Raw genomic sequence first — 17,329 nt, forward strand, 5'->3', positions numbered from 1 at the left:
CATGCTGAAATTCATTTTCTCGCTGCAAGGTCGGATCGCACGCCTTTCCTTTCTGTGGGGCATGTTAGCCGCCTATGGCTTTATGATCTTCGCCTTCGGCAGCCTCTATTATTTCGTAGGCACACTCGACATAGACATCGATCTGTACATGGATGTGATGCCCGGCATAATGATCGGGTTCGGCTTCCTCATGTGCTGGGTGTTCTTTTGTCTGACGTCGAAACGATTACACGATGTCGGCGCTCCGGGATGGCCTGCCGTTTTGCTGTTTGCGCCGGTCGCTTCCGCGCTTTTTATGTATGGACGCCACTATTTAGGCATGGGAGTGACATCACCCACGACAAGCCAGGTTTTTCAGAGCGTATATAATGGCCTGTGGGCATTGGGCTTTCTGATACTTCTGTTTTGGCCCGGTCAGAAACGCGCCAATCGCTACGGTCCGCCGCCGGGGCAGAGGCCGATGACGGACGTGGCGGTCTTCGAATAGGCTTGCCCCCATCCCGCCTTTGCGCGACAAGAGCGCATGAACACCACGCCCAAAGCCGCTAACGACGCTTCCGTCACGTCCCTGTTCGTGTCGGAGGTTTATCGCGCCGACCTGAGCGCCATCCCCGATTTCGAGACCCTGCTCGAAGACCTCGACGACACCTGCCGCGCCTTCGCCGATGAGGACGAGGCCGGTCAGAACTGGTCGCAGCAGAAGGCCTATCTTGGCTATACCTCCTATGGCTCGCTCAACGACCTGCCGCTGCTGGCCAGCGTGTTCGAAGACCTGAAAACCCACCTCGACGCCCACGCCGCGCGCTTTGCCGAGGCGCTGGAATACGACCTGCCCGATGGTGCGCTCAAGCTCGACAATATGTGGATCAACATCCTTGAGCCGATGGGCACGCATTCCGGCCACATCCACCCGCACAGCCTGATTTCAGGCACCTTCTACGTCCATGTCCCCGACGGGGCCAGCGCGCTGAAATTCGAAGACCCACGCCTGACCTCGTTCATGAACGCCCCACCCCGCAAGGCGGGAGCCCGCCGCGACCATCAGGCCTTCGTCTACGAAGCGCCGCAGCCCGGCACGCTCCTTATGTGGGAAAGCTGGCTGCGCCACGAAGTTCCGATAAACTTAAGTGAAGATGTCCGCATAAGCATCAGTTTTAATTACAGTTGGTGAGGAAACCATGACGCCTGTCAATACCGCACTCATAGGCTTCGGTCCGGCGGGGAAAATCCTGCATACACCTTTGATCAAAGCCGCCGGGCTTAACCTAAGCACCGTCGTGTCCAGCCGCCCCGACGACGTCCATGCCGACCTGCCCGGCGTCAAGGTCTGCGATTTTGACACCCTGCTGGCCGATCCGGCAGTCGAACTGGTCGTCGTCGCCACGCCCAACGATCTGCACGCGCCGCAGGCCATCGCCGCACTAAAAGCCGGTAAGCACGTCGTCATCGACAAGCCCTTCGGCACCAGTATAGTCGAGGCCGAAAGCGTCGTCGCCACGGCCAAGGCCGCCAACCGTCTGGTCACCGTGTTCCATAACCGCCGCTGGGACGGCGATTTCCTGACGGTCAAAACCCTCGTCGAAAGCGGTACTCTGGGCGAGGTTTCGTTGCTGATTTCGCGCTTCGACCGCTTCCGCCCAATCTTGCGCAACCGCTGGCGCGAAGAGCCTGCACCGGGTGCGGGCGTATGGTACGATCTGGGGCCGCACCTGGGGGATCAGGCCCTGACCCTGTTCGGTCAGCCCGACGCCGTCTCCGCCGACATGGTGGCGCAACGTGATGGATCACAGGTCACTGATTATTTCCATGTCACGCTGCATTACGGGGCGCGCCGGGTCCGCCTGCAAGGTACCTGCCTGACCCCGGCCCCGGGACCGCGTTTCGAGGTCCACGGGAATCTGGGCAGCTACGTCAAGTACGGCCTGGATGCGCAGGAGGACCATCTGCGCGCCGGGATCGCCATCGGCGACGAACGCTGGGGCGTCAACAGCGACGGGGTGCTGACGCCGGTGTCGGGGATCGATCCGCAAGCGTCGCAATCCTATCCGACCGAACGCGGCCGATGGACGACCTTTTACGAAGGCGTCGCCGCGGCCGTGCGCGGGGTGGCGCCCCTGCCCGTCCTCCCCGAAGAAGCGCTCAACGTCATGCGCCTGCTCGATACCGCACGCGAAAGCGCCGAACAGGGCCGGGTGATCCGGTTATAAAAAAAAACGCTGCGGTTGTAGCCGCAGCGTTTTAGACATCGTGGGTGCGGATCAGGCCGGGAACCACTTGCGCGTCTTGGAATAGGCCAGATAACCGACGCTGGCCCCCAGACGGAAGCCGACACCGGCGCGGATCGGGGCGACGATCAGGTCGTCGGTCTGCTGGTAGTTCACACCCAGACCACCGACGAAATAGGCCGAGCCTTCGACGCCGGGGATACGCTGGTAAATCTCTTGCAGATCGGTCAGCTGATAGACCAGCGCAAAGACGCGCGAGGCGTTGCCGCCGGTATCGAACCCGACCGACGGGCCGCGCCAGAAGATCTTTTCCGGGCTGGCCAACGACTTCATGTGGATAAGGCCCTTGCCGTAACGCAGACCCACAACGACGGCACCCGACACTTCTTCACCGGCGATATAGGCGGTCGGACGGTCACCGTAGTCGGCAAAAATCTTCTCGATGGCCCCGCCGAGCGCCTCGACCGTCACACCGAGGAAGTCCGACCCGGCGCGCAAAATCTCATCGCGTTGATAGGTCGAATCGGTCGGCGCAGGGGTTTTCGCGGTCGTAGCGGCGGCCTGCGCGATAGACGGGATCAACGAGGTGACGAGCGGCGCGGCGGCGGTCGAGGCTGCGCCCAGAAGGAAGTGGCGGCGTTCCATGATGTAAGCACTCCGGCAAAAGCAAAACTGTGGTCGCGATATCGCGCTATAAGGCTTTATTAACCCTAAAGGCATGACCAAAGTCTTACCGTCCGCGTCAGCCCCGGTTCAGAGTCCCACGCACCGGTGACCGGATTGCGGCGAATTTGCGCCCGCTTTTGCCATACAGATGAAACAATGATTACCGGCCCCGCCCCTGCTCTTCATGGCGCAGAGTCAACACCTTTACACCCTGCCTTGTCACGGCGACCGTGTGTTCCCACTGTGCCGACAACTTGCCGTCCTTGGTGACCACCGTCCATTCGTCGTCGAGCGTCACGCCCTTGGCCGTCCCCTGATTGATCATCGGCTCGATGGTAAAGGTCATACCTTCCTTGAGGATATCGCCCGTGCCTTGCCGCCCGAAATGCAGGACCTGCGGCGCTTCATGCATTTCCCGACCGATGCCGTGACCGCAAAAATCGCGCACCACCGCGTAACCATGCGCCTTGGCGTGCTTTTCGATAGCGTAGCCGACATCGCCCAGACGCGCGCCGGGTTTGACCTGGGCTATGCCCTTCCACATCGCCTCATAGGTGACGCGCACCAGCCGACGCGCGGCTGCCGGCACATTACCGATGAGATAGGTCTTGCTCGAATCGGCGATGAAACCGTCGTTTTCCAGCGTGATATCGAGATTGACGATATCGCCGTCTTTCAGGATCTGCGTCGCCGACGGCACGCCGTGACAGATGACCTCGTTGATCGAGCTGTTCAGCGCGAATTCATAGCCGTACTGCCCCTTGCTGGCCGGTCGCGATTTCAGGTCTTCGCTGATGAACCGATCGACCAGATCGTTGATGGCCATTGTGGACATGCCCATCAGCGGCACGGTGTCGAGCTTATGAAACACCAAAGCCAGCAGACTCCCGGAATGCGCCATCTTTTGCAGTTCGTCGTCGGTTTTGATCACGACGGCACCCGCATGTAGGTTTTCGCGTCCATCCCTGCCTCTGCGAACTGCCGCTGGACGATCTCGTTGAAGCTCAGGGTCGGATTGGATTCGGCGATCATGCCGATCTTCATCCAGAACTCCGCCTGCGCGTTGATCGAGCGGCACATGATACGTCCGGCCTTGCGCACCTCCTCGTGGAGCGCGTCGTCTATGTTCACGATACCCATGAGCACACCATATGAAAAATATATGATTCATATACGATACATATAGTCCCCACGGCAAGCGGGTTATTCGTCGTCGTCCCAGCCCTGACGGCATTTTTTCTTGCCACTGATCATGTCGCCCAGCCCCGGATAGGCTCCGGTGCCGTTACGATATTTATCCCACTGGCGTTCGCGCTCGGCCAGACACAGCTTGGTTGGGCGTTTCTCCGGCGGCTTAAGCGGCAGGTTGAGGTCCTTGGGCGGCGAGACCGGGCAATCCTTGTCCATAACCTTGCCCGCATTGCGCTGCTGAATGCACAGATCGCGCTTAAGCAGCGCCCGGGTCAGGCTGGCGCGGCCTTTGTCGCCACCTTCGGGATAGGCGCGCGGCGTCACACCGGCACTGCCCGTGCCGGTCTCAGCCATGGGCGGCGCTGGCGGTGCGGGCGGGGATGGGGCGATCGGCAACGGATCCGGGGCCGGTCGGTCGATCACGTGGACCGGGTTGACAACGGCCTGCCGAGGCCGGACCTTTGCGGGGGACGGCGTCTCGGATTCGACTGGCGCTGCCTCCGGTTTCGGCTGGGTCTCCAGCCGCGGCAGATACCACAGTTCGACCGCAACGGGTTCCGGCAAGACCTCGTGCGGCGGCGGCGCACTCAGCCAAAGGACCAGCAGGAAAAGGCCGTGGACGCCCAGCGCCACGCCTGTGCCCCCTATCAAACGTCCTGTTCCGGCCTTGCGTCGCGTCATCGGCGGCACTTAGGCAGGCCACCGTGTCGGCATTGCGGCAGCGGCAAACCCATACAGGAATAATTCCGGCGCCTTCACGACAAGGTGTAGGTGTGTCCACCCCGTAAGGGCGTATAATTACAGCGTTATCACATCGGGAAGGAGGTGCATTTCAATGCGTATCCTAAAAAGGCACCCCAGGGCCGAGTCCATCATGGACGACGTCGTGTCTCTGGCGCTCGCCGGCACCATGCTGGCGGCCTTCGTGGCGGCGGTTATCGCGCTGGTCTGAAAGGCTTTATCTGGCGTCCCAGGCCTTTAAAGTCGTCTTCTTGACCTGGGCGCGCCAGACGCGCTCGATATTAGCCTTGACCCAGTCGATGTCGACCTTGTCGGGCCGTGCCAGTATCAGCGGCCACGGCTTGTGATGATCGGTGGTGAAGAAGGTTTCGGGATCGACCTCCAGCAGGAAGTCGCGTTCTTCATACGGCACCTTGAATACCGGACAATCATGAGTCGGATTCCAGAAAAACATGACCTTCTTGTTGACCTTGAACGAGCGGGCGTCCCACGACATCGTCTCTTCCGTGTCGGGATAGGCAAGCGTGATGTCGCGCAACATTTCAAAGGTCAGCATGACGGTCTCCGTGACGCCTCATCCTATCACGGATTCAAAACTTATGCCCAGACCGGCATTCTGAACCTATGCCCACGCCCCTGTCCTTGCCTGAGTTCATTGGCCGCCGCATCGATTCAGCGGCTGGAGATTTATTCCGCGCCGAAGGGGCCTATGCCGCGATCGACTTTACACAGCCACCGGGCGAAGCCGCCCTGGTGCCACCCGATTCGCTGTCGTGGCGAATTTTCAAGAACCCGGTCAGTCTTTACATCGGCGGCGTGGCGGCGGTGATTCTGGAACTGGCCGAACCCGGTGTCCGGACCGGCGTGTGGGAGCATTCGAGCTTTCGTACGCAACCCGTTCAGCGCCTGAAACGTACGGGTCTGGCGGCCATGATCACCGTGTATGGGGCGAAAAGCGTGGCAACGCGGATGATCGAAGGCGTCGTGCGGCGGCATGATCGCGTGACCGGCCAGACCCCCGACGGCAAGCCCTATCATGCTAATGATCCCCATCTTCTCGACTGGGTTCAGGCGACAGCGTCGTTCGGATTTGCCGAAGCCTACAGCCGCTACGTATCGCCGCTGTCGCACAGCGAGTTCGACCGGCTTTACACCGAATCCGCACCCGCCGCACAGGCCTATGGCGCCGTCGGCGCGCCGACATCTCAAACCGAAATGGAAGCCATTTTCGCGCGGATGGCGGCACGGCTTGAGCCCTCGCCCATCGTGTTCGAATTCCTCGACATCATGCGCGAAGCCCCCGCCTTTCCGGGTCTGTTGCAAACGCTTCAGCCGATGCTGATCCGCGCCGCCGTATCGATGACACCGGAGGGGATACGTGACCGGTTAGGTCTTGGCGCGGTTCAGGGTTTAAGGGCGTGGGAAGCGCCGCTGGTCCGGCAGGCGGGCGCCTTGAGCGATCGCATCGTCATCCGCTCAAGCCCCGCCGGTCAGGCCTGCCGCCGGATGGGACTGCCCGAAGACTATCTCTATCGCTCTTAAAAACACGTCAGGTCGCGCGCCCAAGCCAGCGCGCGGCATTGCGCGCGAAGGTTTCATTATCGAGCCCGGCGACGTTCATGCCCATCTCTATCCGCCCGCCGTCCGGGCGATTGATGACCTGAGCCGACAACATGCCCGCCTCGCCCTGCCCGATCAGCCGCCCCTGACCGTAGTCCATAGCAAAGCCCTGATAGCGGTCCGTAAGCACCGGCAAGCCACGGTCGCCGATCTGATCCGGCGTTGCGGCTTCTCGCGCCTCCGGCCCCAGTTTCAGCAGGCCCGTTGCGCCTTTGGGCAAGGTCAGCGATTGTCCGGTAAAGGCGCGCACCCGTTTCAGGCCTTGCGTGATCGGATGCGGCATAAGACCCGTCGCGGACGTATAGTCGATCACGCTGGGATTATTTCGACCCGGCTCGAAAACCCAGCCCTTGCCCATTTCGAAACCGAAGGCCTGTGCCAGAGACGCGGCGGCGGCCCCAAACGGCGCATGGTCGGCGATAAGCCACAAAGCGCCGCCGCTGCGCACCCACTGCGTCAGGACGTCGCCTTCTTCGGGCGTAAAGGCGGGCTTGCCGTTCTGACCGGCATTGGCGATGACCAGCAAACGCACACCGCTGAGGCTCTCCGCCGTGAACGAAACCGTCCCGGTCTGAACGTCCCAGCCGTCCGCGGCCATGACCGCCGCAAAGGGGGCATAACGACCGTCGCGGGTGTGGAAATTGCCATGCGCCTGATCGATCACCAGACGCGGGCGGTCCGTGAACGCCGGGGTCACAGGCTGAGGTTTGAAGCGCGGATCGCTGGTCTGAACCTGAGCCGCCGCGCCGCTGGCCAAGGTCAGACCGGTCAGAGCGGCGGCACCGGTCATCATGTCGCGTCGGTTCATCGTAATTCTCCGTGGGTTCAGAGGCTCCTATCATTATTCACGCGTCCGGGCATCTCATACTTGACATCCCGCCGTTTGCCTCGAAGGTGAGCCCGCACAACCGGAACCCAGCCATGCGCCCTATGATATCTCTCGACCGCCGCGCCCTGCTGGGCGGACTGATTTCTACCGCCGCCATAAGCGCCCTTCCGGCCTCCGCCGACGCCATGTCTTTCGGCAGATGGGTGGGGGCGTGGGCGGCGTCGCAGATGGTGCCCAATCCGGACACGACCCTGCCGCCCGACATCGCCGCTGACGTGACGGTTCGCCAGATTGTCCGCCTGACTCAGGGCGGTCGGCAGTTCCGCGTGCGGCTTTCCAACGTCTGTGGCACGAAACCGCTGCGGATCGGCGCAGCCCATGCGGCGATCTCGGCAGATCAGATGACCTCGCGCATCGACCCGTCCAACGCGCGCGGTCTGACCTTTGGCGGTCGCACCGCAATCACCATTCCTGCCGGTGCAGAATACGTTTCCGACCCGGTGATCCTGACCGTCAAGGCCTTCACCGACCTGACCCTGTCGCTCTATCTGCCCGAAGCCGCCACGCCTCAGACCAGTCACCCCGGCGCCCGCATGATCTCCTATTTTGCCAAGGGCAACCACGTCACCGACACGGCTCTGGAGGGGGCAAGGACGATGGAGCGCTGGTTCCATATTTCCGGCGTCGATGTGATGAGCGGTCAGGGCGCGGGGTCCATCGTGACACTCGGTGACTCGATCACCGACGGTTACGGCGTCAAGCCGGGGACGAATGCCCGCTGGCCCGACCGGTTGGCCGAGCGGCTTCAGGCCACGCCGGGCAAGCGGCACCTGTCGGTGCTCAACCACGGGATTGGCGGTGGACGGGTGCTCAATGACGGTACCGGCCCCAATGCGCTCGCCCGGTTCGAGCGCGACGTGCTGAGCCAGACCGGCGTCAAATATCTGATCATCCTCGAAGGCGTAAACGACTTGGGCAGCCTGACGCGCGATGCCCCGGCGAGCGCAGCGGCCCATGCGGCGCTGGTCGAGAGCCTGATCGGCGCCTATCGTCAGATGATCCGCCGCGCCTGGGATCGCGGCATTACCGTCTATGGCGCGACCATCCTGCCGTTCATGGGCTTCTCGCTCTATCACCCCGACGCCCTGAACGAGGCCGACCGTCAGGCGGTCAATCACTGGATCAGAACTTCGGGCGAATTCGACGCGGTGATCGATCTCGACAAGGTGATGGCCGACCCAACGCGCCCGGAGTGGCTCAGCCCCGAATACGATTCCGGCGACCATATCCACCCTTCCCCCGCCGGTTACAGGGCGATGGGCGATGCGATAGACCTTAATTTATTCAAATAACTATTTTCGGGTCATAGCCGATTTATCTCGTTCGGCCTTGAACTCCGAACCCGGCTTCCACTCCGGCCAGACCTTGGCTGTCGCCAGCTTACGGCCCAGCGCGTAATAGGCCTCAAGGTCCTGCAAGCCCCCGGTCATATTCCAGCTTGGCTCGTATTCGTCGGACGGCTGATGATAATGATCGCGGATATAGGCCTCTGAGAATTTCTTCCCGGCCTCAAGCCCGCCGTCGACCATATCAAGGCCCCACGCGCCGAACAGCATCGGCACGCCGCGCTTGGCCATCGGGAAATGGTCAGAGCGGTAGAACAGCCCCGCCTCGGCGCGCTGATCCGGGGTCACCACGCGTTTCTGCGTTTTCAATGTTTCGGCCAGCATGTCCTCCAGTGTCGATTGCCCGTAGCCGGTCAGCTCGATATTGCGAGTCGGTCCGGCGATGTTCAGCCCGTCAATATTGACCCCACCGACCGTCTTATCGAGCGGAAACAAGGGGTTGGAGGCATAATATTCGGACCCCAGAAGCCCGCTTTCCTCGGCGGTGAACGAGATCATGACGATCGAGCGATCGGTGCGCGGCGCCTTGGCAAAGGCGCGCGCCAGTTCCAGTATACCCGCCACGCCGGTCGCATTATCAAACGCGCCATTGAAAATCTTATCGCCCGTTGCATCGGGATTACCGATCCCCAGATGATCCCAGTGCGCCGAATAGAGGACATATTCATCAGGCTTTGTCTTGCCCGGTAAAACGGCCACGACATTGCGGGTATGAATCTCGTCGGCGGCGACCTTATAGGTGCCGCTCAAGGTCACGCCTTTCAGCTCAACCGGTTTGAACGTCTTAGACAGCGCCTGAACGCGCAAAGCCTTGAGATCCAGTCCCGCCGCCGTGAACAAGGCCTCCGCCGTATCGGCCTGAATCCATGACTCCAGGACCGGATTGACCTTGAGCGGATCGGGCCGAACGATGTCGAAGCGGTCGCGGGTATTGGAGTTCTTGACCGTCGCCCAGCCATAGGCCGCGGCATCCGTGTCGTGGATGATGATCGCGCCCAGCGCCCCGCGCCGCGCGGCCTCTTCGTACTTGTAGGTCCAGCGCCCGTAATAGGTCATGGCCTTGCCATTAAAGGTCTTCAAGTCCGGCTCGACGAAATCGGGATCGTTGATCAGGACGACGATAATCTTGCCTTTGACATCGACGCCCTTGAAATCGTCCCAGCCGCGTTCGGCCGCGGTTACGCCGTACCCCACGAAAACCAGCGGTGCGTTGAGCGTGACATCCGCCGTCGCGCCGCGTGTAGCGACCGTCATGTTCTCGCCTTGCACCACCGGCACGGTCTTGCCGTCCGGCAGGGTAAATTTGAGCTCCGGCGACGACACCCGGAACCGGCGCAGCGCTACGTCCTGATAGTAGGATGGCTTGCCCGCCGAGTCTTTCGCACCCGGCAGGAAACCCGCCGTTTTGAACCCTTCGACGATATAGGCGACCGTCTTGTCCTCGGCGCGCGTGGCAACGCCGCGGCCCTCGAATTCGTCGGAGGCCAGCACTTGCACGTCTTTCAACACGCGTTGCTGACTGAGGGGCTCGGCGCTCGCTGTTCCGACTCCCATCAGGCACATCGCCACCCATATCATCCGCTTCATCACTGACTCCTTTGATTACGCGATAGTCGCCCCTGAAACCGCGTAAGGCAAGGCGAATATAAGACCGGGATGGCGATAGCCTGCCCACATATAAGGTCTGTATAAATCATTGAATTTAATAACATCTGGCACGTCACAGACAGCGTAAACACCTTGAGTAACCGCTCAGCCGGACGCCCGGCCCCTTTGCACCCAAGGACTTTCCATGACCACGCTTCGCACCCTTTGCCTGTCGGCTGCCCTGATGGCGTCGCCTTTGCTCGCCAACCACGTCCTCGCGCAGGACACCGGTTCCGTTCAGGCCCGCCAGAAGCTGACCGATCCCAATCCAAAGCCGATGACCGACACCATGACCGCTAAAAATCCGATGGTCGGCGGCGCGGAAATGTTCGCCAACAAGACCATCGTCGAAAACGCCATGATGTCGAAGGATCACGAAACCCTGGTCGCCGCCGTCAAGGCTGCCGACTTGGCCCACACCCTGTCAGGACCCGGCCCGTTCACGGTCTTCGCGCCGACCGACGACGCCTTCGCCAAGCTGCCCGCCGGCACGGTCGACAGCCTGCTGATGCCCGCCAACAAGGCCAAACTGACGACGATTCTGACTTGCCACGTCGTCGCCGGGAACATTACGGCGATGGATTTGATGGACTGGATCAAGACCAGCGACGGTAGCTACACCCTGACGACGCTGGGCGGCTGCAAGCTGAAAGCGACGATGATGGGCAAGACGATCATGCTGACCGACGAGACCGGCGGCATGGCCCACGTCACCATCGGCAATGTCACGCAGTCGAACGGCACGATCCACGTCATCGACACGGTTCTGATGCCGAAGATGTAGTAGAAAACACCTCTCCTAAAAAAATCAGGGGAGGTGTTTTCAATTTCGCCTCAAAGCGCGCCTTTGTCAGGATATGGTCCACCTATAAACATAGATGAACCGATCGCCGACCTTTACACCCGATTTGTTGAGATCGACAGTTACCGTTCTATAAAATTTTAAAGTCGCCGCGCCAAAGCCATACTTTTCAGGTGTTTCGGCCAACAGCTTACAGTCTAAACGCCCTTTTTCCAGCACTATGCATTCGATTTGCGCCCAGCCCTCGGCAGAATCCTCCATGGCCTTCTCAGGGTAATAGGCGTATCCCGGCCTGTTGAATTTGAACTTTATAGTCGGCTGTACCGGAGTCTCCGGAGGCGGTGGCAAATCCGCGAGCTTAGGCCCCGCATGGGACGGCAAGGCCGGCATCACAATCATGGCCGCCACGCAAAAAATACCGATTTTACGCATCAGAATCTCCCACCCTTCCAGAAACCAGACCAAACTAGCCCGGTTTCGGTTAATTTCAACGAATAAACATGTGGTGCAGGGGCGCCCCAATGCCTCACCAACCTTCCACCTGCCTCTTTACCTGCCACCCTCTTTCACTGCCTTACGGTTCATGCTATCGCGCAGCGCATGACCGATCTTTCCCAAATCCGTAACTTTTCCATCGTGGCCCATATCGACCACGGCAAATCGACCCTGTCCGACCGCCTGATCCAGTTCACCGGCGGCCTCACCGCGCGTGAGATGAAGGAGCAGGTCCTCGACAATATGGAGATCGAGCGCGAACGCGGCATCACCATCAAGGCCCAGACCGTCCGCCTCAACTACAAGGCCAAGGACGGCAAAACCTATATCCTCAACCTGATGGATACGCCGGGCCACGTCGATTTCGCCTACGAAGTGTCGCGCTCGCTGGCCGCCTGCGAAGGCTCGATCCTCGTGGTCGATGCGTCGCAGGGCGTCGAAGCCCAAACGCTCGCCAACGTCTATCAGGCCATCGACAACAACCACGAGATCGTCCCGGTTCTCAACAAGGTCGACCTGCCCGCCGCCGAGCCCGAGCGCGTGCGCGCTCAGATCGAGGACGTCATTGGCATCGACGCGTCGGACGCCGTGCTGGCCTCGGCCAAGTCCGGTATCGGCATCGAGGACGTGCTGGAAGCCATCGTCACCCGCCTGCCCGCCCCGAAGGGCGATGTCAGCGCGCCGCTGAAGGCCCTGCTGGTCGACGCGTGGTACGACGCCTATCTGGGCGTTATCGTTCTGGTGCGCATCTTCGACGGCGTCATGAAGCCCGGTCAGCAGGTCAAGCTGATGAACGCCGGCGCGACCTACAAGATCGACAAGCTGGGCGTCTTCCAGCCCAAGGCCACCGATGTCGAGGCCCTCGGCCCCGGTGAAATCGGCTTCTTCACGGCGCAGATCAAAGAAGTCTCCGACGCCGCCGTCGGCGACACCATCACCGACGAGCGCAAGCCTACCGCACAGGCCATGACGGGCTTCAAGGAAGTCCAGCCGGTCGTCTTCTGCGGCATCTTCCCGGTCGATGCGGCCGATTTCGAAGACCTGCGCGCGGCGATGGGCAAGCTGCGCCTGAACGATGCCAGCTTCTCTTATGAAATGGAAACCTCCGCGGCTTTGGGCTTCGGCTTCCGTTGCGGATTCCTCGGCCTGCTGCACCTCGAAATCATTCAGGAACGCCTGTCGCGTGAGTTCAATCTCGACCTGATCGCCACGGCCCCGTCGGTCGTCTATCAGATCTATATGAACAACGGCGACGTGATCGACCTGCACAATCCGGCGGACATGCCCGACGTCGTCAAGATCGACCACATCGAGGAGCCGTGGATCAAGGCGACCATTTTCACGCCGGACGACTATCTGGGCGCGGTGATCAAGCTGTGTCAGGACCGTCGCGGCATTCAGCTCGACCTGTCCTATGTCGGCTCGCGCGCCATGATCGTCTATAACCTGCCGCTCAACGAAGTCGTCTTCGACTTCTACGACCGCCTGAAGTCGATCTCGAAGGGCTATGCCTCGTTCGACTACACGATCGAGGAATACCGCGAAGGCGATCTGGTCAAGATGTCGATCCTCGTCAATTCCGAGCCGGTCGACGCGCTTTCCATGCTGGTCCACAAGGACCGCGCCGAAGCTAGAGGCCGCGGCATGTGCGAAAAGATGAAGGACCTCATCCCGCAGCACCTGTTCGTGATTCCGATTCAGGCGGCCATCGGCGGGCGCATCATCGCGCGCGAAACCGTCCGCGCCCTGCGCAAGGACGTCACCGCGAAATGTTACGGCGGCGACGCCACGCGGAAGAAGAAGCTGCTGGAGAAGCAGAAGGAAGGCAAGAAGAAGATGCGGCAGTTCGGCAAGGTCGAAATCCCGCAGGAAGCCTTCATCGCCGCGCTCAAGATGGATAACGACTGACGTAACGAAAAAGGCCCGGATCGCTCCGGGCCTTTTGTTTGAGATGGCGTTAGCTGCGGAAATAGCTCCGTGCCTCGTCCTTTGAGATCGGCGTAAAGCTTTCGACCTCGCAGAACATATTATCGCCGTCCGGCTTGCGCGCTACGATCACCCGGATATCGTCGCCGCTACACACCGGATTGCGACCATTCATCTGCTCCAGCCGGAAACTGTCGTTCTTACGCAGATTGCAGCCCGACACGCGGATCAGCGCCGTCCGGTTGTCGGCGTCGCGCACCGCCAGCGTATCGTCGCCGGCGACCTTGCTGTCTCTGATATCGAGCGCCCGTCCGGCTTTCGAGGCCAGACACTGACCGGCTGGATCGGCCTTGACCGTTTCTTCGCGGGCGGCAACCGCAAAGGCCGACCCCAGCGCGACCGTGGCCGACAGAAGCATAACGCTTAAAGTTCTCTTACGCATTTCACCCTCCTCGTTTTGATATCAGCTTTCCAACGGCGTCACGCCGACCTTGTCCGTACTGTACAAACCTTTCAGCCGCACATGACAGGCCTTCGTCGCCATGCCGGGCTCGCCATACATCAGTACGGCTGCCTTGCCGGGACACATCTGCTGGCCGTTCATATATTGCAGGCTGACTTCGCCCGCCGACATCAGCCCTTCGCAGGCTTCGCCTTTGCTGAAGGCGAACTTCAATCCGGAGTCAGGTGACTTGATAGCGCCCGCTGGCGTGGCCAGCACGACGACCGTATTGGATTTGACGAACAGCACACCCTGAAAATCGCCCGGCGTCAGGCAGAAGGCCGGTTTGATCACCACGCCGTCGCGGATCATCGCATCGGGTCGGTCGTCAGGATTGGCCTCGGGCTTCACACGGACGGTCACCTGAGCCAGAGCGCCCGTCGCCGCGATCATGAATCCAACGACCGCCAGCGGTTTCACTATACCCGACACATCGCCCCCCCCTTAAAGTTGCATAGGCTGAGATTTCGCCCCAATTCAGGCAATTTTGCGACGCCGCGTTTTAAAAAATGTGATCACACGCATCTGTGCATAAGTACATTTCCAAACATTTCGAGCTTGCCAGTACACTATTGAGAGGCTTACGGTTTGTTTCAATTTGTTACAAAGCGTGACCCGCCATGCCGAACACCATTCTCGTTCTGGAAGATTCCAAGACTCAGGCGCGCATCGTCACCGCCCTGTTCGAGAAAGCCGGCTTCACAACCGATATCGTTCACGACCGCTTCGATGCCTGGCACAGGCTCAAGACGCGGCGCTACTTCCTGATCGTACTGGACGTGTTTATCGGCGAGGACAATACGCTCGACTATATCAACGATTACAGGGCTCTGGCCGGTACAACGCCTATCGCCATCATGACCGCCGGTCAGCGCGAACGCCCCTTAGCTGCCAGTCGCGCACTCAACGAGGCCCGCCGCGCCGAGGTCGAATTCCTGCTGCCCAAACCTTTCGACCTCAATGACGTCAAACAGGTCTGTGCCGAAACCGAGCGCATCCGCCGCCGCAAGGGGCCGATGCAGCGCGTACTGGTCATCGACGACGATGCCCATTCGCGGATCATCTACCGCAATTTTCTCGAAGAGGAAGGCTTCTACGTCGCCGAAAGCGCCTCGGTCGAAGACGCTCTCGTGCGCCTTGAGATCACACGCGTGGACGCTATACTCACCGACATCATCATGCCGGGGATCGGCGGCATGACCGGCATCAAGGTCTTCAGCGCGACATGGCCCGAGGTGCCGATCATCGCGATGACCGGCTACACCAAAAACACCCAGCATCTGGAGGACGCCTTGACGCGCGGCGCCACGCACGCCCTGGCCAAGCCGTTCAACAAGGCGCAACTGATGGACGTGATCCTGAAAGCCCTTCCGCAGGATCAGACCACAGTCCTAATCTAACTCGCCTTGCGCTTAAATTCCTGCTTGGCCAGCACCTTGGCCTCGGCGGCACCGACCGGCGTCACCGACTGCACGAAACAGTGCGACCTGAACCCGCCGGTCGATCTGACCGACAGCTGAATATCGACCGGATCGCAGATTTGCTGCGTACCGTGCCACTCGAAAACCAGAATGTCGTGCGGATTAAGACGGCAGCCGTCGACCTTGACCACAAGCCCGCTACGACCGTTGTCCTGCACCAGAAGCGTTTCCTCGTCCAGCACGTGCGTGTCGAGCCCCGGTCCGTTGACGCAACGGCGAACCTTTTCCGACGGCGGCGCAGCATCCTGTGCATCCGATACCTGAGGCACCAGAGCCAGAACCCCCAGACCGAGCACAGCCGCCCCCGCCACGCCCAAAACCTTGCGATCCAGCTTCCACATCACGAAATTCCTTATCCGGCCACGTTTTCAAATCCACATACGCCTATATTCGGGCTGAATTGGGACCGCACGACGGCGTGATCTTCATATACAAAACGTTACGTCTCGCAAAAGCGAAAGCCCCTTTTAATCTTTTGACCTTAAGGTTAGCTTTCCCGCGTTCGTTATCCCTACATGCCCCGTTCGGGCCTAAAGCCAAAAACATCGACGCTCGCTCATGACCAAGACCGTTCTCATCCTCGAAGACAGCCGCACCCAGGCGACGATCATCGGCAAGCTGTTCGAGCGTGCGGGATATACTCCGACCATCGCGATGGATCGTAGTGCGGCGATGGCGCATCTGCGTGACGACCTGTGGTCCTTGCTGGTGCTGGATGTGTTCATCGCCGGGGAAAATACGCTGGAACACCTCGACGCCTACCGCAAACTGGCGAAGGATACCCCCATCGCCGTGATGACCGCCGGCAATCGCGACAATCCGCTGGCCGCCAGTCAGGCCCTCAATGCTGCCCGGCGCGCGCGGGTGCAGTTCCTCCTGCCCAAACCGTTCAATTTCGACGATATCCAGCAAATCTGCGCCGAAGCCGACGCGCTAAACGGCCCCCGCGACGCACTGTATCTCTAATATTTCGTCGCCTGTTCCTTGCTTAGCGGCGTCACGCTCTCCACAAGGCAGCGGATCGGGGCTTCGTTGAAACGCGAATAGAGAATCTTCACATCGCGCGGCCCGCAAATCTGAGTCGAGCCCTCGAATTCGAACCCGATGCGGTCCATGTCGTCGAGATTCTGGCACGGCCTCGACAATTTGAGCAGGGCCGCGCGGCCAAAACCGTCCTCGATCAGCACCGTCGTCTTGTCGACCACCATCCGACGGTCAAGATTACCGGCATTGACGCAGTGTTTCGGTGCTACCTTCGATGCAGCTGTCGTTTCCGGTTCGGCATTGGCCAGACTCAAGCCGCCGAACCCGACAGCCGCGACCGCCAGAAAGCTGAAGAGCGTCTTCATGTGTTACCGTTCGATTTGGAGGTCTTGCGGTCCTCGACGCCTTCGATCCGGTCAGCCTCTTCCTGAGTGATCGGCGTCACTTCGGTCACGGCGCAGCGCGTCACGCGACCTGAACCCATTTCGTTGTAGAGGATTTCGGCATCGAGGCCGCCACAGACATTGCTCAGGCCGTTGCGCGTCTTGACCCCGATGCGCAGCGCTTCCTCGATCCCCATACAGGCGCCCGACAGGGTCAGTTTATAGTGCTGATGGGCATAGGTTTCGATGATCATGGTCCGCGAATCGACCGGATTGAAGCGGTCGATATCGTCGCTGCGGAAGCACTTTTTCATCTCTTTTTGCGCCGGCGTTTCGGCTCTGGCCTGAGATTGCACCGGAACCAGGGTCAAGGCGGTCAGGCCCGCCGCCGCAACCGCCGTCAGGGACAGCAAGGTTTTCATTTCCACACC

General features: G+C 60.5%; 22 protein-coding genes. 9 read left to right on the forward strand and 13 right to left on the reverse strand.

Annotated elements, in window-relative coordinates; all coding sequences use genetic code 11:
* The first annotated feature begins 1 nt into the window (after position 1).
* The 3 genes from AEYBE204_RS25145 to AEYBE204_RS25155 are packed head-to-tail and all read left to right on the forward strand — an operon-like array spanning position 2 to position 2,207.
* On the forward strand, positions 2-487 hold the full coding sequence (locus AEYBE204_RS25145; protein WP_023461178.1) for a DUF805 domain-containing protein: 486 nt from the start codon (positions 2-4) through the stop codon (positions 485-487).
* Positions 488-523: 36 nt separating this feature from the next.
* Positions 524-1,171: a TIGR02466 family protein gene (locus AEYBE204_RS25150; protein ID WP_023461179.1), complete on the forward strand. Its 648-nt coding sequence runs from the start codon at positions 524-526 to the stop codon at positions 1,169-1,171.
* Between the two features lie 7 nt (positions 1,172-1,178).
* Positions 1,179-2,207, forward strand: a complete 1,029-nt coding sequence (locus tag AEYBE204_RS25155) for an oxidoreductase (RefSeq protein ID WP_023461180.1) — start codon at positions 1,179-1,181, stop codon at positions 2,205-2,207.
* A 51-nt stretch (positions 2,208-2,258) separates the two neighbouring features.
* On the opposite strand, the gene AEYBE204_RS25160 is transcribed toward AEYBE204_RS25155, so the two are convergent.
* From AEYBE204_RS25160 to AEYBE204_RS25180, 5 genes are all read right to left on the reverse strand, one after another.
* The gene (locus AEYBE204_RS25160; RefSeq protein WP_023461181.1) at positions 2,259-2,870 is read right to left on the reverse strand and encodes a DUF1134 domain-containing protein; all 612 of its coding nucleotides are present in this window, start codon (positions 2,868-2,870) and stop codon (positions 2,259-2,261) included.
* Positions 2,871-3,051: 181 nt separating this feature from the next.
* Positions 3,052-3,822, reverse strand: coding sequence for a type I methionyl aminopeptidase (gene map, locus AEYBE204_RS25165; RefSeq protein WP_023461182.1), 771 nt, complete (start codon positions 3,820-3,822; stop codon positions 3,052-3,054).
* Positions 3,819-4,031 (reverse strand): ParD-like family protein, encoded by a 213-nt coding sequence (locus AEYBE204_RS25170; RefSeq protein ID WP_023461183.1) that lies wholly within the window; start codon positions 4,029-4,031, stop codon positions 3,819-3,821. Before AEYBE204_RS25170 ends, map begins: the two co-directional genes overlap by 4 nt.
* A gap of 63 nt (positions 4,032-4,094) precedes the next feature.
* Positions 4,095-4,763 carry a hypothetical protein gene (locus AEYBE204_RS25175; protein WP_155908244.1) on the reverse strand — a complete coding sequence of 223 codons (669 nt, stop codon included), beginning with the start codon at positions 4,761-4,763 and terminating at the stop codon, positions 4,095-4,097.
* Between the two features lie 277 nt (positions 4,764-5,040).
* Positions 5,041-5,379, reverse strand: a complete 339-nt coding sequence (locus AEYBE204_RS25180) for an MmcQ/YjbR family DNA-binding protein (RefSeq protein WP_023461186.1) — start codon at positions 5,377-5,379, stop codon at positions 5,041-5,043.
* A 68-nt stretch (positions 5,380-5,447) separates the two neighbouring features.
* Between AEYBE204_RS25180 and AEYBE204_RS25185 the strand changes: the two genes are divergently transcribed.
* A complete protein-coding gene (locus AEYBE204_RS25185) occupies positions 5,448-6,365 on the forward strand; it encodes an oxygenase MpaB family protein (protein WP_023461187.1) in 918 nt (305 codons plus the stop codon).
* Between the two features lie 7 nt (positions 6,366-6,372).
* On the opposite strand, the gene AEYBE204_RS25190 is transcribed toward AEYBE204_RS25185, so the two are convergent.
* Positions 6,373-7,251, reverse strand: a complete 879-nt coding sequence (locus AEYBE204_RS25190) for a hypothetical protein (protein ID WP_023461188.1) — start codon at positions 7,249-7,251, stop codon at positions 6,373-6,375.
* Between the two features lie 113 nt (positions 7,252-7,364).
* Between AEYBE204_RS25190 and AEYBE204_RS25195 the strand changes: the two genes are divergently transcribed.
* Complete coding sequence (locus tag AEYBE204_RS25195) at positions 7,365-8,624, forward strand: SGNH/GDSL hydrolase family protein (RefSeq protein WP_023461189.1); 1,260 nt, start codon at positions 7,365-7,367, stop codon at positions 8,622-8,624.
* On the opposite strand, the gene AEYBE204_RS25200 is transcribed toward AEYBE204_RS25195, so the two are convergent.
* Positions 8,625-10,265: a M28 family metallopeptidase gene (locus AEYBE204_RS25200; protein ID WP_023461190.1), complete on the reverse strand. Its 1,641-nt coding sequence runs from the start codon at positions 10,263-10,265 to the stop codon at positions 8,625-8,627. It abuts the gene before it with no gap.
* A gap of 205 nt (positions 10,266-10,470) precedes the next feature.
* Here AEYBE204_RS25200 and AEYBE204_RS25205 point away from each other — a divergent pair, with 205 nt between their 5' ends.
* Positions 10,471-11,109, forward strand: coding sequence for a fasciclin domain-containing protein (locus AEYBE204_RS25205; RefSeq protein ID WP_023461191.1), 639 nt, complete (start codon positions 10,471-10,473; stop codon positions 11,107-11,109).
* Positions 11,110-11,175: 66 nt separating this feature from the next.
* Here the strand turns inward: AEYBE204_RS25205 and AEYBE204_RS25210 are convergent, their stop codons facing one another.
* Positions 11,176-11,559 carry a hypothetical protein gene (locus AEYBE204_RS25210; RefSeq protein WP_023461192.1) on the reverse strand — a complete coding sequence of 128 codons (384 nt, stop codon included), beginning with the start codon at positions 11,557-11,559 and terminating at the stop codon, positions 11,176-11,178.
* A gap of 168 nt (positions 11,560-11,727) precedes the next feature.
* Between AEYBE204_RS25210 and lepA the strand changes: the two genes are divergently transcribed.
* On the forward strand, positions 11,728-13,530 hold the full coding sequence (gene lepA, locus AEYBE204_RS25215; protein ID WP_023461193.1) for a translation elongation factor 4: 1,803 nt from the start codon (positions 11,728-11,730) through the stop codon (positions 13,528-13,530).
* A gap of 49 nt (positions 13,531-13,579) precedes the next feature.
* On the opposite strand, the gene AEYBE204_RS25220 is transcribed toward lepA, so the two are convergent.
* Both AEYBE204_RS25220 and AEYBE204_RS25225 read right to left on the reverse strand, forming a co-directional pair.
* Positions 13,580-13,990, reverse strand: coding sequence for a hypothetical protein (locus tag AEYBE204_RS25220; protein WP_155908246.1), 411 nt, complete (start codon positions 13,988-13,990; stop codon positions 13,580-13,582).
* Positions 13,991-14,011: 21 nt separating this feature from the next.
* Positions 14,012-14,482, reverse strand: a complete 471-nt coding sequence (locus AEYBE204_RS25225; RefSeq protein WP_155908248.1) for a hypothetical protein — start codon at positions 14,480-14,482, stop codon at positions 14,012-14,014.
* A gap of 188 nt (positions 14,483-14,670) precedes the next feature.
* Between AEYBE204_RS25225 and AEYBE204_RS39355 the strand changes: the two genes are divergently transcribed.
* A complete protein-coding gene (locus AEYBE204_RS39355; RefSeq protein ID WP_023461196.1) occupies positions 14,671-15,450 on the forward strand; it encodes a response regulator in 780 nt (259 codons plus the stop codon).
* On the opposite strand, the gene AEYBE204_RS25230 is transcribed toward AEYBE204_RS39355, so the two are convergent.
* Positions 15,447-15,872 carry a hypothetical protein gene (locus AEYBE204_RS25230; protein ID WP_023461197.1) on the reverse strand — a complete coding sequence of 142 codons (426 nt, stop codon included), beginning with the start codon at positions 15,870-15,872 and terminating at the stop codon, positions 15,447-15,449. The genes AEYBE204_RS39355 and AEYBE204_RS25230 overlap by 4 nt on opposite strands.
* 217 nt (positions 15,873-16,089) lie before the next feature.
* On the opposite strand from AEYBE204_RS25230, the gene AEYBE204_RS25235 reads away from it, so the two are divergent.
* On the forward strand, positions 16,090-16,497 hold the full coding sequence (locus AEYBE204_RS25235) for a response regulator (RefSeq protein ID WP_023461198.1): 408 nt from the start codon (positions 16,090-16,092) through the stop codon (positions 16,495-16,497).
* Here AEYBE204_RS25235 and AEYBE204_RS0119925 read toward each other — a convergent pair.
* Both AEYBE204_RS0119925 and AEYBE204_RS25240 read right to left on the reverse strand, forming a co-directional pair.
* A complete protein-coding gene (locus tag AEYBE204_RS0119925) occupies positions 16,494-16,880 on the reverse strand; it encodes a DUF6491 family protein (protein WP_023461199.1) in 387 nt (128 codons plus the stop codon). The genes AEYBE204_RS25235 and AEYBE204_RS0119925 overlap by 4 nt on opposite strands.
* Positions 16,877-17,320: a DUF6491 family protein gene (locus AEYBE204_RS25240; protein WP_023461200.1), complete on the reverse strand. Its 444-nt coding sequence runs from the start codon at positions 17,318-17,320 to the stop codon at positions 16,877-16,879. The genes AEYBE204_RS0119925 and AEYBE204_RS25240 overlap by 4 nt, the downstream gene beginning before the upstream one ends.
* Positions 17,321-17,329 lie beyond the last annotated feature (9 nt).

The sequence above is a fragment of the Asticcacaulis sp. YBE204 genome, from assembly GCF_000495855.1.
Classification (GTDB): domain Bacteria; phylum Pseudomonadota; class Alphaproteobacteria; order Caulobacterales; family Caulobacteraceae; genus Asticcacaulis.